The sequence below is a fragment of the Embleya sp. L77 genome (assembly GCF_055557415.1).
This window is the reverse complement of the sequence record NZ_CM145709.1, coordinates 2722148-2736981: the sequence shown is the minus strand read 5'-3', so window position 1 is coordinate 2736981 and position 14834 is coordinate 2722148. Positions and strand designations below refer to the sequence as shown.

The following is a 14834-nucleotide window of genomic DNA, read 5'->3' as shown; positions in this document are numbered from 1 at the left end:
TGATGGGCGCATGTCTTTGACGCTGCATGTTGCGCCCGTTGTCCTGTCGATGGTCGATGCGGAGCCCATTCGCGACGGCGCCGTGCTCGTGGAGGACGGTCGGATCGTCGCGGTGGGTCCGCGGGGCGAGTTGGGCTCGGCGGGGGCGCGTGAGCGGGTGTGGCGCGGGGTGCTGATGCCGGGGCTGGTGAATGCGCACGCGCATCTGCAGTACACCGACTTCGGCGATCTCGCGCTGTCCGGGCTGGCCTTCCCGGAGTGGATTCGCACGTTGATCGAGCGGCGGGCCGACTTCTCCGAGGTGATGTGGCAGGAGAGCGCGCGCCGCGGGGTGCACCACATGTTGCGGTCGGGGACCACGGCGGTGGCGGACGTGGTCACCGACCCGTGCGTGCTCGTGCCGGTGGGCCGGTCGGGGCTGCGCGGGATCAGTTACGTCGAGGTGATCGCGGACGACGCGATGTGGGCCGCCGGGCGGCGGGCGGCCTTCCTGGACACGCTGGACGGGGCGAGCGGCGGGCGTGTGTTGGGCGTGTCGCCGCACACCCCGTTCACGGTCGGCACGGCGGTGTTCAAGGAGTGCGTCACGATCGCGCGCGAGCGCGGGCTGCGGCTGCACCCGCACCTGGCGGAGACCGCGCACGAGGCCGAGTTCATCCGGCACGGCACCGGTCGGTTCGCCGAACTGAACCGGGCCTCCGGGATGGCCCTGGAACTGCTCGACGGCGGCAGCGGCGGCGGCCCGGCGGCCTACCTGGCCGGGTTCGACGGGCTTGGCCCGGACGTCCACGTCGCGCACGGCGTGCACCTGGCCGCCGACGATCGCGCGCTGCTGCGCGAGCAGGGCACGGCGGTCGCGCTGTGCGTGCGCTCCAACACGATCCTGGCGGCGGGCGAGCCGCCGGTCGCCGACTATCTGGCCGAGGGCGCGCCGCTCGCGCTGGGCACCGACTCGCTCGCCTCCTCGCCGTCCCTGGACATGTGGGAAGAGGCGGCGGCGGCCCGGGAACTGGCGATCCGGCAGGGCTACCGCTCGGACGACCTGGACCGGCGCCTGGTCGAGGCGGTCACGGTCGGCGGCGCGGCGGCGATGGGCGGCCTCGACGGCGCCGGCACGCTGCGCCCGGGCGGCCCTGCCGACCTCGCGGTGTTCGACGTGCCGACGCAGGGCGACCCGTACGCGGCGCTGCTCGCCCACGGCACCGGGTCGTGCGTGGCCACGGTGCTCGGCGGGCGGCTCGTGCATCGGCGCTGAAGGCGCGTCGGCGGGTCGGCGGGTGGCGGGGCTCTGCGGGGCAAGGTGTCGGGGCGACCGGCGGCGGGTCTGCGGGCCGTGCGGCGACGGGGCGCACGATCGTTTTTGCACGACCACGCATAGCCGGGCGGACCCCGGGCAGGCGCCTGGTCGGAACGACACGGTCCCACAACTCACCTTTCCGACCCGGGCCCTGCCTGCTCGGGATGATTGAGGAGGCACACCATGTCCGTCGGTACCCGAATTCGCTCCATCGTCCATGCCGTGACGCCGCGTCGTCGGCGGGGCCGCCGCTCCGGTGGCGGCGGTGGTGGTGTGGGCATCGGCGCCCGCATCGGCCGCGTCGGCGGCGGTGTCGGAGCCAACAAGCGTGGCGTCGGCGGTGGCGTCGGGCGTCGGTGATCGCACCGCGCCGGCACGGCGCACACCGGGCGGGTCGCATGCGGTACGCGACCCGCCCGGTGCGTTGCGTGCCCCCAGGGCCCGGGGGCGGGCCCGGGCGCGAGATGATGGCCGGGTGACCCGAGCCTCCCTGGACAAGCAACCGCGTGAAGTCGCGTCGATGTTCGACGCGGTCGCGGCGCGCTACGACCTGACCAACACCGTGCTGTCGATGGGCCAGGACCGGTCCTGGCGCAAGGCCGTCGCACGCGCCGTGGACGCCCGCCCGGGAGAGCGTGTGCTCGACCTCGCGGCCGGCACCGGCACCTCCTCGCTGCCCTTCCGGGACGCGGGCGCGCAGGTCGTGCCGTGCGACTTCTCCGTGGGCATGCTGCGCGAGGGCAAGCGCAAGCACCCGGAGTTGCCCTTCACCGCGGGCGACGCGACCAGGCTTCCGTTCAAGGACGCCACGTTCGACGCGGTGACCATCTCGTTCGGCCTGCGCAACGTCAGCGACACCGAGGGCGCGCTGCGCGAGATGTTGCGGGTGACCCGGCCGGGCGGGCGACTGGTGGTCTGCGAGTTCAGCCGGCCCACCTGGCGCCCGTTCGAGACGGTGTACGTGGAGTATCTGATGCGCGCGCTGCCGGCGGTGGCCACCGCGGTCAGCAGCAACCCCGACGCGTACGTCTACCTGGCCGAGTCGATCCGCGCGTGGCCCGATCAGGCGGGCCTGGCGGCGCTGGTCGGCAAGGCGGGCTGGGCGCACCCGGCCTGGCGCAACCTCACCGGCGGGGTCGTCGCGCTGCACCGGGGTTTCCGGCCGTCCGAGTGAGCCACGGGCCGGTCCCCGCCCGGCGAGTGGCCACGGGCCGGCCGCCCACCCGCTCCTCATAGACTTGTCCGGCCGGAACCGTCCCGGTTTCGGCACTGCCGCAGAGACTTCCAGGGGAGTCGTCCGTGACCGACCAAGCGCCCGTCACAACCACCAAGCGCGCCGACTCGACGCATGAGGCCGACGTCATCGTGGTCGGGGCCGGTCCGGCCGGATCGACCACGGCGTATCACCTGGCCAAGTCCGGCGTCAGCGTGATCCTGCTGGAGAAGACCGAGTTCCCCCGGGAGAAGGTCTGCGGCGACGGGCTCACCCCGCGCGCCACCAAGCAGCTGATCGCGATGGGCGTGGACACCTCGGTCGAGGCCGGCTGGTTGCCGAACAAGGGTCTGCGGATCCTCGGCGGCGGCATGCGCCTGGAACTGGACTGGCCCGACCTGGCCAGCTACCCCGCGCACGGCCTGGTTCGCAAGCGGGCCGACTTCGACGAGATCCTGGCCCGCCAGGCGGCCTCCGCCGGCGCCAAGCTGTACGAGCGCGCCAACGTCACCGGTCCGATCCTGGACGAGCGCACCGGCCGGATCGTCGGCGTCAACGTGCGGATGAACGGCGCCAAGGAGGAGACAGTCTTCCGCGCGCCGATCGTGGTCGCCGCCGACGGCAACTCGACCCGGCTCTCGCTCGCGATGGGCCTGCACCGCCGCGAGGACCGCCCGATGGGCGTCGCGGTGCGCACCTACTTCAAGTCCCCGCGCAGCGACGACGACTACCTGGAGTCGTGGCTGGAGCTGTGGGACCGGCGCGACGGCCAGGAGAAGCTGCTGCCCGGCTACGGCTGGGTGTTCGGCATGGGCGACGGCACCTCGAACGTGGGCCTGGGCCTGCTGAACACCTCCTCCGCGTTCAAGGACATCGACTACCGCGACCTGCTCAAGGGCTGGGTCGCGGGGATGCCCGAGGAGTGGGGCTACACCGACGAGAACCAGGAGGGCCCGATCCGGGGCGCCGCGCTCCCGATGGGCTTCAACCGCCAACCGCACTACACCAAGGGCCTGTTGCTGGTCGGCGACGCGGGCGGGATGGTCAACCCGTTCAACGGCGAGGGCATCGCCTACGCGATGGAGTCCGGCGAGATCGCGGCCCAGGTGATCACCCAGGCGGTGGCCCGACTCACGCCCGAGGGCCGCGAGCGCGCGTTGCACGACTATCCGCGCATTCTCAAGCAGACCTACGGCGGCTACTACACGCTCGGTCGGGTGTTCGTGAAGCTGATCGGCGACCCGCGGGTGATGAACTTCGCCACCAAGCACGGCCTGCCGCACCCGATGTTGATGAAGTTCGTGCTCAAGATGCTGGCCAACCTGACCGACCCGCGCGGCGGCGACGCGATGGACCGGATCATCAACGGCATGGTGCGGATCGCGCCCGCGGCGTGATGCGGGGCGGGCATGCGGGCGCGGGCATGCGGGTGCGCGCGTGACGCCCGTGCGCGCGTGACGCCCGTGCCCGTGTGACGCCCGTGCCCGTGTGACGCGCACGTAGGGGCGGGCGGGACGCGCACGTGGTGTCGGTGTGGTGCGCGCGCGGTGGTGGTGTGCTTGGCTCGGCGGGCGCACCATCACTACGACTTCGGAGGACTGCTCCCATGCAAGACGCCCGCGACATGCGCGACTTCATCGCCGGACTGCCCAAGTGCGAGCTGCATCTGCACATCGAGGGCACGTTGGAGCCCGAGCTGAAGTTCGCGCTGGCCGAGCGCAACGGGATCGAACTGCCGTACTCCTCGGTCGAGGAGATGCGTGCCTCGTATCGGTTCGACAGCCTCGCATCCTTCCTGACGGTCTACTACGAGGGCATGCAGGTCCTGGTGCACGAGCCGGACTTCTACGATCTGGCCATGGCGTACCTGCGCAAGGCCGCCGCGCAGAACGTGCGGTACGTGGAGATGTTCTTCGACCCGCAGGCGCACACCGGACGCGGCGTGCCGTTCGACGTGGTCGTACGCGGGCTCACCCGGGCGATCGGGGACGCGCGCCGCGAACTGGGCATCCGGGCCCAGTTGATCATGTGCTTCCTGCGCGACTTCCAGGCCGAGTACGCGATGGCCACGCTGGTGCAGTCGCTGGCGTACCGGGAGTGGATCGTGGGAATCGGGCTCGACTCCGACGAGCGCGGCAACCCGCCGGCCAAGTTCGCCACGGTGTACGCGCGGGCGCGGGCCGAGGGCTTCCGGCTCACCATGCACTGCGACGTCGACCAGGAGAACAGCGTCGAGCACATCCGCCAGGCGATCGAGGACATCGGCGTGGACCGGATCGACCACGGCTCCAACGCCCTGGAAGACCCGAAGCTGGTCGCGGCGATCAAGGAACGCGGGCTCGGCCTGACGGTGTGTCCGGTCTCCAACTCCTTCGTGGTGGACGGGATCAAGGAGCAGGAGATCCGGCGGATGCTGGACGAGGGCATCCTGGTCACGATCAACTCGGACGACCCGGCGTACATGGACGCGTACGTGCAGGAGAACCTCGAACGCACCCAGGCCGTCCTGGGCCTGAGTCGGGCCGAGGTGGCCCGCTTCGAGTACAACGCGTTCGCGATCGCGTGGCTGCCGGAGGACCTGCGGGACGGGTATGTGGCGGAGTTGGACGCCTGGGTGGCGGCGGCGGGCTGACGCTGGAAGTGGGCTGACGGCGAAGGTGGGGTGGCCGATACCGGAAACGGGCGCAACCCCCTTGCTCGGCAAGGGAGTACGCCCGTCCCGTCCGGATGTGGTGTTCAGTTGAGCGGAGTTGTCGAGGTGTCCGGGCCGCGCAGTTTCCGAAGGTCGTCGAGGAGAACATCTCCCGGAGTGTCGAATAGGGCACCAGGTCGGTGTCGGTCACGCTCATCAGCACCTCGCAACCGTTCACCTTCGCGACCATGGTCGCGCCGCCGACGGGTGGCAGCACTCCGGCATCGGGGCGCGTGAAATACCAGGTGTCGTGCCCGGCGAGCACCGTGGCCGGAGCACTCTGCCCGATCCGGCCAAGGTGGCCGCTGTCCCCGGACATGAACCGGATGCGCGGCGCGCCCCGTTCCATCGGGGCCGCCAGAACTCGTTGGTGACCATCGTGCGGACGTAGGCGTCCGGTCGGTCCACCAGGGAACCGATGCGTTTCCAGCGCACGAGCGCCTTCGTCAGGGCTTCCTGGACGAGGTCGCGCGCCGACTCCCGATCCCCGCACAGCAGTGCGGCATAGCGCAGCAAGGCCGGCAGTCGAGCCGCCGCGAAGTCCTCGAACCGCATTCCGTCGCTCGTCTCCTTGCTCGAAGGCTTCCCTACTACAAATGCGAGTCCGGGCCGATCCGCTGTGCGGGCTGCGCCCGATATCGCGGGCGGCGGGTTCGGCCCGACCACTACTACGCATTGCGTGGTACCGTGCAACGCACAAGAGCTGGAGGGGTCATGGATCCGAGTCAGTTGCTCAAGGGAGTGCTGGACCTCGCGGTGCTTGCCGTGCTGCGCGAGGAGGACGGCTACGGCTACGACGTACTGCGCAGGTTGCGCAAGGCCGGCCTCGACGACGTCGGCGACGCGTCGGTCTACGGCACGTTGCGGCGGCTGTACAACGCCGGGCTCCTCACGTCCTACGTGGTGGCCAGCGACGAAGGCCCGAACCGCAAGTACTACGCCTTGAACGAGCCCGGCCGAGAGCGGTTCCGGGAGTCCACCGACACGTGGAACTCGTTCGCCCGGACGATGTCGGAACTGGTGGGGGAGACCCGATGAAGGACACCGCACTGCACCCCGTCGCGGAGGACTACCGCGTCGAGGTCGCCCGCATTCTGGCCGACCTGCCGGCCGCCGAGGCAGAGGAGATCCTGGACGACGTCGAGGTGAACCTGAGCGAGGTGGTCGCCGAACTCGACGGCGCGGTCTCCTCCGAGTCGCTGCGCGCACGTCTGGGCACCCCGCACGAGTACGCGGCCGAACTGCGCGCAGCGGCAGGCTATCCGCCGCTGACGCCGACCGGGTCGGGCCGCCTGTCCGGCTTCGGCAAGGTCGAACTCCTGTGCCTGGGACTGCTCGTCGCGCTCGGCGCGGCGTTCTTGACCGGGATCGCCATCGGTTCCGAGAAGGAGGAGGCGAACCGGTGGTGGATCTTTCCGTGTCTGCTGGGCCTGGCTGTGGAAGCGCTGAACGCACTGTGGTTGCGCGGCCGTGATGCGGGGCTGCCCGAGGTCGCCGCGCTGTCGGTCACCCGACGCGCGAGGGCTCTCGGGGAGTCCTTGCGCACCGGCCGATGGGCGGAGCCGGTGCGCTTCCTGATGGGTCTGCAAAGTGCCTGGTGGGTGGCGCGGGCGCTGATCGTGGCCGCGCTCGTGTGGGTCGTGGCGGGCGGCGTGTGGTGGCCGGTGGTTGCCGGCTTCCTGACGCTGGTCGGGTCGTTGTGGCTGGGCCCGCGCGCGGCGCGCGATCGGCGACTGGTGTGGGTGGCGGTGCCGATCAACGCGTTCCTGATCGGGGCCGGGATCGGGATGCTCGCCGCCGGGCAACTGAAGCCGGACGACCGCTCGATGCAGTCCGTGAATTATGGCCCGCCGCCGTACGAGCCGAGTTACCACAACATAGAGGGCCGCCAACTGGACGCCGGCACCCTGCTGGGCACGCTGGACGGGAAACGACTGCAGAACATCTATCCCTTCGACGCGCAGGGTCGTCCGCTCAAGGACGTATTGCTCTTCGACCAGGACGGCAAGCAACTCGGGCTCGCCCCCGCCGACTACGACTATCGGTGTGGGCCCGCGGGACCGAACCTGGTGCGCAACCGCGACAGCCTGCCGTTCCCGCAGCCGCGAGTGGTCGTGGAACCGGGCGCGGCCGGTTGCCGCGTCGAGGAGGGCACGGCGCCCTTCACGATCGCGATCCCGGTGCGACCGGGGGCACAGCCCTCGGCGAACCCGGTGCCGGGTGGGGGGACGCAGCCTGGCGGGACACCGCAGCCGGGCGGGGCGACGCAGCCTGGTGGGCAACTGCCGCAGGGGGCGCCGTCGTCGGGTGCGTCGGGTGCGCCGAGCGCGGTGAGCCCTCCGGTGGGTCCGGTGAATCCGACCACCCCGCCGGTGCCGCCGAACTCGGGTCCGCCTGCCTCGCCGGCGAGCCCGAAGACCGGGGAATCGGCGACCGCGCCTGCGCAGGGCGGGAGTTGAGGATCGGGACGCGTTGGACTGACTCGGGGCTTGGATCGGGTCCCGGCGCGGGGGTCCCGAGTCGGGCTCCGAGTCGGGCTCCCAGTCGGGCCCGGCTCAGGTGGGGGCCTCGTGACGTGGACTTCGGGTGCCGGGGCCGACTTGGTTCGGACGCGGGCTCCGAGTCGGGTCTCGGGATCGGCAGTCGTCGGCCGCTCGGGCTCGGGCTCGGGCGGTTGGGTGCGGTGCCGGTCGGTGATGTGCGGGCCGGGTGTCCGGGTCGGCCGGCTGTACGTCCGGGCGGATCGTACGTCCGGGCGACCGTACCTCCCGGCGACCGTACCTCCGGGCCGGGCGGTGTGCTTGGTCTCGGTTTGCGCTCGGCGGATCGGTACCGGGCGGCCCGGGGCGGGTGGATGGCGAGTGGGTGGCAGGACGACGGCAGGACGACGGCAGGACGACGGCAGGATGGCGGCAAGGGCGTTCATCGAGCGTCGAGTGGGCGTTGAACGCACCATGGGAGAAAGGCCGGACGACTTCAGCCCCGGCCGCCGCTCGGTAGCTCGTGACGCATCAGTAAGGTCTCTTATCCATGCTGACGTTTCGTGTTCTGGGAGCGCTCGAGGCGTGGGACGGTGACCGGCCGGCCGACCTGCGCGGCCCGCGCCATCGGGCCGTTCTCGCACGGCTCGTCCTGGCGCGGGGGCACGTCGTACCGGTCGACCGGTTGATCGAGGACCTGTGGCACGGCGAGTCGCCGCACCGCGCGCTCGGCTCCGTACAGACCTTCGTGTCGCACCTGCGCCGTGCGCTCGAACCCGACCGCGCGCCGCGTACGCCCTCGACGGTGCTGGTGACCGCGCCGCCGGGCTACGCCTTCCGGGTCGGCACGGACGAGGTCGACGCGTGGCGCTTCGAGGCGTTGGTACACCGGGCCGGCGGCCTGCTGGCGGCCGGCGCCGCCGCGGAGGCGCTGCGTGAGTTGACCGCGGCGCTGGACCTGTGGCGCGGGCCGGCATACGCGCAGTTCGCCGACGAGCCGTGGGCGCGGCCGGAGGCGGCCCGGCTGGAGGAGTTGCGTCTGGTCGCGGTCGAACGCCGGGCCGAGGCCGGTCTCGCGATCGGGCAGGCGTCCGGGATCGTGCCGGGTCTGGAGGCGCACGCGGCCGCGCACCCGCTGCGCGAGGAGAGTTGGCGACTGCTCGCGCTGGCGATGTACCGATGTGCGCGCCAGGGCGATGCGTTGGCGGTGCTGCGCCGGGTACGGACCGCGCTGCGGGAGGAGTTGGGGGTCGAGCCGGGGGCTCGATTGCAGCGCCTGGAGGCGGACATCCTGGCGCACGCCGCGGAGTTGGATGCGCCGGTGGCGGTGCCGGGCGCGGCCGGGGTCGGGGCGGGGATCACGGCGGGGGCCACGGCAGGGGCCGCGGTGGGGGCTGCGGTGGGGGTCGCGGTACCGCCGCTTCGGGAGGCGCCGGGGGCGGCGTGGATCGACCGCTCGGCTTCGTCCGACCCGGTTGGCGGGCAGGTTTCCGCGGATGGGCCCGACCTGGTGTACGGGCAGGTTTCCGCGGATGGGTCCGACCGGGCCTACGGCCGGGTTCCCGTGGATGGGTCCGACCCGGCCTTCGGTCGGGTCCACGGCCAGGTTCCCGAGCATGTTTCCGGTGCTGCGACGGGAGGCGGATTCGTGGCGCGTACGACCACCTTGATCGGCCGGGCCGAGGAGACCGCGACGCTGTTGGCCGCGGCGAAGCGCGCCGACGGGCGGCTCGCGGTCGCCTTGGTCAGCGGCGATCCGGGCGAGGGCAAGACCGCGTTGACCGAGCACGTACGGGAGTTGCTGGCCGCCGAGGGTTGGCGGGCCGCGTGGGGACGCTGCCCCGAGTCCGGCGGCGCGCCGGCCGGGTGGCCGTGGACCCAGATGTTGCGCACGCTCGCGGCGGTGAGCCCGCCGGACGAGGAGACCGCCCGGGTGCTGGCCCCGCTGCTCGCCGACTCGTTCGTCCCGGTGGGCGATCAGGCGGCGGCGAAGCTGAGGCTGCATCAGGCGGTGGTGGGCTACCTGGCCCGAGCCGGCGCCGAGACGCCATGGCTGCTGGTCCTGGACGACGTGCACCGCGCGGACGAGGAGACGTTGGCGCTGCTGTGCCACCTGGCCACCGACCGGGACGCGGCCGGGCGGGTGCTGCTCGTGGTCACCTACCGGCACAACGAGGTCGGCGACCTGCTCGCCGACGCACTCGCCCGGTTGGCGCGCTGCGGCCCGGAACGCATCGAACTCACCGGCCTGGCCCCGGAGGCGGTCGCCGACCTGGTGCGCGGCGCGGTCTCGGCGCCGATCGACGCGGACACCGTGCGGGCGATCGTGGACCGCACGGCGGGCAATCCGTTCTACGTCCTGGAGACGGCGCGGGTGCTCGCGGCGGAGGGGGCGCACGCGGCGGTGTCCGAGGTCCCGGTCGGGGTGCGGGACGTGATCCGGCGGCACGTCGCGGGATTGCCGAAGGCCGCCCAGGAGGTGCTCAAGCAGGCGTGCGTACTGGGTCGGGACATCGACGTCGACGTGCTGCTGGCGCAGGGCGGCACGGACGAGGACACGGTGCTCGACGCGGTCGAATCGGCGCTGCTGACCGGCCTGCTCGTCGAGCCGGATGCGGGCCAACTGCGGTTCACCCACGCGCTGGTCCGGGACACGCTCTACGAGGACCTGTCCCAGCTGCGCCGAGCCCGGATGCACGCCCGCACGGCCGAGGCGATCGAGGCCGTGCGGCCGCGGGACGTGGCGGCGCTGGCCCACCACTACCTGGCGTCGGCATCGCGCGCCACGGCGGCGAAGGCCACCCACTTCGCGCGTCTTGCCGCACTCGACGCGGAGATCCACTTCGCGTACCGCGAGGCGGCCGAGTTGTGGCGCGGCGCACTCGTGGCCTTCGACCGCTCGGGCGTCGCGGACGAGGCGGCCCGCAAGGAGATGGAGGCGGGAGTGGAACGCTCCCTCGCCCAGTCGGGCGACCACGGGTACGAGGCGGGCGCGTAGCGGGGGTGGGGGGTTGCGTGGTGGGTGATTGCGCGGTGTGTGGGGTGCGGGGGTGGGTGTGGTGCCTGCCTGGGTGAGGGTGGTGCGTCGTCGGTAGGTGTGGCTCGGGTGGGCGGTCGCTCGGGTGGGTGTGGCGCGCCGGTGGTGTGTGGTTCGGCGCGGGATTCGTGGGGCTTTCGGGTTGGCCGCCGGATCGCAGGGGTCGGCCGCGCGCCTCCGGAGGTCGGGTGGCGCGCGGCGTGGGTGTGCCGGGGCGGTCGGTTACGCGGGGATGTGGGTGGCGATGATCGTGGCGTAGTTGGCTTCGCCGCGGCGGTTGGGGTGCAGGGGGGCGGCCAGGTCGGTGGGGACGTAGCCCTCCACCCACTTGGCGGCGGGGGCCTGGCACGCATCGTGGCCGGCGCTGGGGCCCGCCACGTCCACGTAGTCGGCGCCATGTGCCGCGGCCTGGGCGGCGATTGTCGCGTTGAGGCGGTTCACGCTGCCCTGGAGGTAGTCCGCGTCGACCCCGAGGACCGGCTGGTACGGCCAGCAGCCGCCGGGCTTGATGTACAGGCCGTAGCCGGTGACCACGACCCGGGCGTGCGGGGCGCGCTGGTGGATGCCGGTCAGGACCGCGCCGAGTTTGGGCGCGAACGCATCGATGCGCTGGGCGATTCGGTCGACCCCGCCGGCCGTCCACTCGTCCCGGCACGGGGTCGCGAACGGGTTGAGCGTCGCACAGCCCTGGGCTACGCCCACCAGGCCCACGTCGTTGCCGCCGATGGTCAGGGTGACGAGCGTGGTGTCCGTACCGAGCGCGTCGAACTGCGGCGGCGCCTCACCCATGTCGACGCCGGCCAGGGACAGGTGTTGCGGCGACGTCATGTCGTTGCTGTCCGCGCCGCTGCACGTCACGTCCCGCAACTCGGCGACGTTCAGGCGCGCCGCGAGTAGGTGTGCGTAGTTGTTGGTGGACCGGCCGCACGCAAGCGGCCCGGTGATGTCCGGGATCAGCGGGCCCGAGGCCATCGAGTCGCCGAGCGCGACGTAGACCTGGCGATCCGCCGCGCCCGCCGGCGCACTTCCGGCGACCAGGCCGGCCAGGGCCAGTGCGCCGGCCGCGATCGCCGCCGCGGCGGCACGGGCGAACCCGCGCAGACGACGGCTTGGCTTCCGGGGACTGCTGTGCAGCCGACTCCTCGTGCGTGCAGAAGAGTTCATGACGACTCCCGCCGGTCGTGGAATGTCCCACGCGTCATCATGCAGACTCGGACAGAGCGGCTTAACTGGTGAGTAACACAGACTTTCCGGAGGGTCCCTGTGACACGTGACAACTCGCCGCGTGACCGGACGCCCACCACACACGGCGCAGGGGCCGCGGATGGGGCAAGGAACGTGGTCGGCGCAAGGACCGTGGCCGGCACGGCTGATGGGGCCGGTGAAGCCAGTGGAGCCGGTACGGCCGGTGGGCCCGGTGCGGCCCAAGTTCTTGGCGCAGCGGGCGCAGCCGGTGCTTCGGCCGCTTCGGCCGCGTCCGCCGCGTCCGCCGCGTTCGCCGCTTCCGGCGCGCCCGCCGTGCGATCGTGCTCGGATCGAACGCGCCCCGTTCCGCTGCGGATCGGCGGGCGGCCGGTGGCGGCCCGATTGCGGGCCGGCGCGCCCCGGTTGACCAGGGAGGTGCTGGATCGGCTGCCCGCCGAGTTGCCCGCGTACGCGGCGCTGCCCGCCGAGGAACTGGCCGGGGACATCGCCGAGATCGTGCAGCACACGGTGCGGCTGTTCGCCGACGTGGTCGAGGGCCGGCTGGCGGCGGGCGAGGCGAACCTCGCGCCGCAGCGCGCCTCGGCGGCCCAGCGGGCGGAGGAGGGCGTACCGCTCGACGCGATCCTGACCGCGTATCAGATCGGCGTCGAGATGTGCTGGCGAGAGACCACCGGACAGGCTCGTCCCGAGGAACTCGCCGACGTACTGGCCCTGTTCGCGGATCTGCTCGGCCTCCAGCGCGCCATCGTCGCAGCGGTCAGTTCGGCCTACCTGGAGGCCCGCCGACTGCTGGAGGGGCCGGAACAGAGCGGCCGACACGCGCTGTTGGCCGCCCTGCTCGCCGGCGAATCCGCGGACACGGTCGCCGGCCGGACGGGGGTGCGGCCGGCCGCCCGCTACCTGGTCCTGACCCTCGTCCTGGCCGCGCATCCGGACGAGGCCCGCCCGGGCCCGTGCGCCGCCATCGCCGCGCGGCGCAAGCTGCGCCGGATCCGGCAGGCCCTGGACGGCTTCACCGGCCGCCCCGCGCTGACCGCGCTCGACCCCGGCGGCGGGACCGCGCTGCTGCCGGTGGACGCCGCGCCCGACTGGCCGGACGTACGCGCCCTGATCGCGCACGCCGCCGACGCGGCCGACACCCCGATCACCGCCTCCGCCGCGCTCACCGAGCCGACCGGCATCCCGGACGCCGTGGACCGCAACACCGAGGTGCTCCGACTGATCCGCAGCACTGGCCGCGGCCCCGGCCTGTACCTGCTCGCCGACGTGCTGCTCGACTACCAACTCAGCCGCCCCAGCGCCGCGTTGGCCGGCCTGGCCGGTCTCCTCGCGCCGCTCGATCGCAGACCCGAGCTACTGCTGACGCTGGAGACGTACCTCACCCACGGCCGCGACCGCCGGGCCACCGCCGCCACCCTGCACCTGCACCCGAACTCCGTCGACTACCGCATCCGCCGAGTGACGGGCCTCACCGGCCTGTCCCCGAACCGCGCCGAAGACCTGCATCGACTGAACGCGGCCTTGGTGGCGCGGCGGACGTTGGCACCGGGGCCGGTGGCCTGAGGGGGAGTTGGGTGGGGGCGGGTCGCCGCGCCGCGCCGCGCCTCAGCCCACTCCGCTCGGTCGTCGGCTCCACCGGCTCACCCCGCCCGGCGTCGCCCCCCCCGGTTGACCCTGACACCGTGTCAGGCTCTGCACTGGGAGGCGTCATGTTCAGCATCGGAGACTTCGCCAGGCACGGTCGCGTATCGGTTCGCATGTTGCGGCACTACGACGCGATCGGGCTGCTGCGGCCCGCCCGAGTCGACCCGGACAGCGGCTATCGCTTCTACGAGGCCGGCCAACTCGCCCGGCTCAACCGGGTGATCGCGCTGAAGGACCTTGGCTTCACCCTTCACCAGGTGCGGAGCATCCTGGACGAGCGGGTGAGCGCCGAGGAATTGCGCGGGATGTTGCGTCTGCGGCAGGCCGAACTCGCCGCCACGGTGGCGGCGGACGCCCTGCGGCTGGCTCGGGTCGAGGCGAGGCTCCGGACGATCGAGGCCGAGGGACGAATGTCTGCCGACGACATCGTGGTCAAGCGCATCCCCGCAGTCCGGATTGCCGAGTTGACCGCCACCACCACCGCCAATGCGGACGGGCCGGAGGGGATCGGGCCGATCATCGGCCCGCTGTACGACGAACTGTGTCGCCGATTGGAGGCTGCGGGAGTGGCTCCGAACGGGCCGGGCATCGCCTACTACGAGGCCGCGCCGGACCAGGACGACACCGTCGTCATCCACGCCGGCATGACGGTCGCGACGGGGCCCCGAGCCGAATTCGGCTTTGCGATCGTGGACCTGCCCGAGATCGAGTGTGCCGCGACGTACGTCCATCGCGGCTCCATGGACAACGTGATGACCGGCGTCCAGGCGTTGGCCAGGTGGATCGATGCCAGCGGGTATCGCTCCCTGGGTTACGCCCGGGAGCTTTACCTCGAATGCCCGGACGATCCGGAAGAGTGGGTTACGGAACTCCAGGAGCCGATCGCCGCCGGCTGAACCGGGATGCCGGCCGGGTGATCGCACGCGGGCGGTGGTTGCGCGAGTGGCGAGTGATGCCGGCGCGTGGCGCGTACCGCTCGGTCTGCTCGGCCATGGGTACGCCCGGCGATGGGTGGTTCGTCAGGTCCCGATCGGGACCTGACGAGCCGGTCGCGCACGCACGCGCCCACGCATCCGCAGGTCCGTACATCGGGCCGCCCGGACGCCTGCCCGTCCGCCGGTCGGTCCGTCCGTTCGTCCGTACGCCCGTCTTCCCGTCAGTCCGCAGGCTGTCCTCCCGCCCGCGCGCACGCACGCCCGTCGGTTCGTCCGCCCGTCCGCCCGCACGTCCCCCCTCCCGCACGCCTGCCTGCCCGCACGTCCGCT

Annotated in this window: 11 protein-coding genes; 9 read left to right on the top strand and 2 right to left on the bottom strand. The window is 72.4% G+C overall.

Annotated elements, in window-relative coordinates; all coding sequences use genetic code 11:
• Positions 1-10 precede the first annotated feature (10 nt).
• From ACZOOI_RS11375 to add, 4 genes are all read left to right on the top strand, one after another.
• Positions 11-1255: an amidohydrolase family protein gene (locus ACZOOI_RS11375; protein ID WP_465280546.1), complete on the top strand. Its 1245-nt coding sequence runs from the start codon at positions 11-13 to the stop codon at positions 1253-1255.
• Between the two features lie 517 nt (positions 1256-1772).
• Positions 1773-2471 (top strand): demethylmenaquinone methyltransferase, encoded by a 699-nt coding sequence (locus ACZOOI_RS11370; protein WP_465280545.1) that lies wholly within the window; start codon positions 1773-1775, stop codon positions 2469-2471.
• A 95-nt stretch (positions 2472-2566) separates the two neighbouring features.
• Positions 2567-3907: a geranylgeranyl reductase family protein gene (locus ACZOOI_RS11365; RefSeq protein WP_465281168.1), complete on the top strand. Its 1341-nt coding sequence runs from the start codon at positions 2567-2569 to the stop codon at positions 3905-3907.
• A 209-nt stretch (positions 3908-4116) separates the two neighbouring features.
• Positions 4117-5142, top strand: coding sequence for an adenosine deaminase (add, locus tag ACZOOI_RS11360; protein WP_465280544.1), 1026 nt, complete (start codon positions 4117-4119; stop codon positions 5140-5142).
• A 234-nt stretch (positions 5143-5376) separates the two neighbouring features.
• Here add and ACZOOI_RS11355 read toward each other — a convergent pair whose 3' ends face one another.
• Positions 5377-5757, bottom strand: a complete 381-nt coding sequence (locus ACZOOI_RS11355) for a sigma factor (protein WP_465280543.1) — start codon at positions 5755-5757, stop codon at positions 5377-5379.
• A 159-nt stretch (positions 5758-5916) separates the two neighbouring features.
• Here ACZOOI_RS11355 and ACZOOI_RS11350 point away from each other — a divergent pair, with 159 nt between their 5' ends.
• From ACZOOI_RS11350 to ACZOOI_RS11340, 3 genes are all read left to right on the top strand, one after another.
• On the top strand, positions 5917-6240 hold the full coding sequence (locus ACZOOI_RS11350; protein WP_020549346.1) for a PadR family transcriptional regulator: 324 nt from the start codon (positions 5917-5919) through the stop codon (positions 6238-6240).
• Entirely contained in the window at positions 6237-7661 is a 1425-nt protein-coding gene (locus tag ACZOOI_RS11345) for an HAAS signaling domain-containing protein (RefSeq protein WP_465280542.1), read from the top strand. The genes ACZOOI_RS11350 and ACZOOI_RS11345 overlap by 4 nt, the downstream gene beginning before the upstream one ends.
• Positions 7662-8232: 571 nt before the next feature.
• A complete protein-coding gene (locus ACZOOI_RS11340; RefSeq protein ID WP_465280541.1) occupies positions 8233-10680 on the top strand; it encodes a BTAD domain-containing putative transcriptional regulator in 2448 nt (815 codons plus the stop codon).
• 261 nt (positions 10681-10941) lie between these two features.
• Here ACZOOI_RS11340 and ACZOOI_RS11335 read toward each other — a convergent pair whose 3' ends face one another.
• Positions 10942-11883: an SGNH/GDSL hydrolase family protein gene (locus tag ACZOOI_RS11335; RefSeq protein WP_465280540.1), complete on the bottom strand. Its 942-nt coding sequence runs from the start codon at positions 11881-11883 to the stop codon at positions 10942-10944.
• Between the two features lie 411 nt (positions 11884-12294).
• On the opposite strand from ACZOOI_RS11335, the gene ACZOOI_RS11330 reads away from it, so the two are divergent.
• Both ACZOOI_RS11330 and ACZOOI_RS11325 read left to right on the top strand, forming a co-directional pair.
• The gene (locus ACZOOI_RS11330) at positions 12295-13488 is read left to right on the top strand and encodes an RsbRD N-terminal domain-containing protein (protein WP_465280539.1); all 1194 of its coding nucleotides are present in this window, start codon (positions 12295-12297) and stop codon (positions 13486-13488) included.
• Positions 13489-13634: 146 nt separating this feature from the next.
• Positions 13635-14465: a MerR family transcriptional regulator gene (locus tag ACZOOI_RS11325; protein WP_465280538.1), complete on the top strand. Its 831-nt coding sequence runs from the start codon at positions 13635-13637 to the stop codon at positions 14463-14465.
• Positions 14466-14834 lie beyond the last annotated feature (369 nt).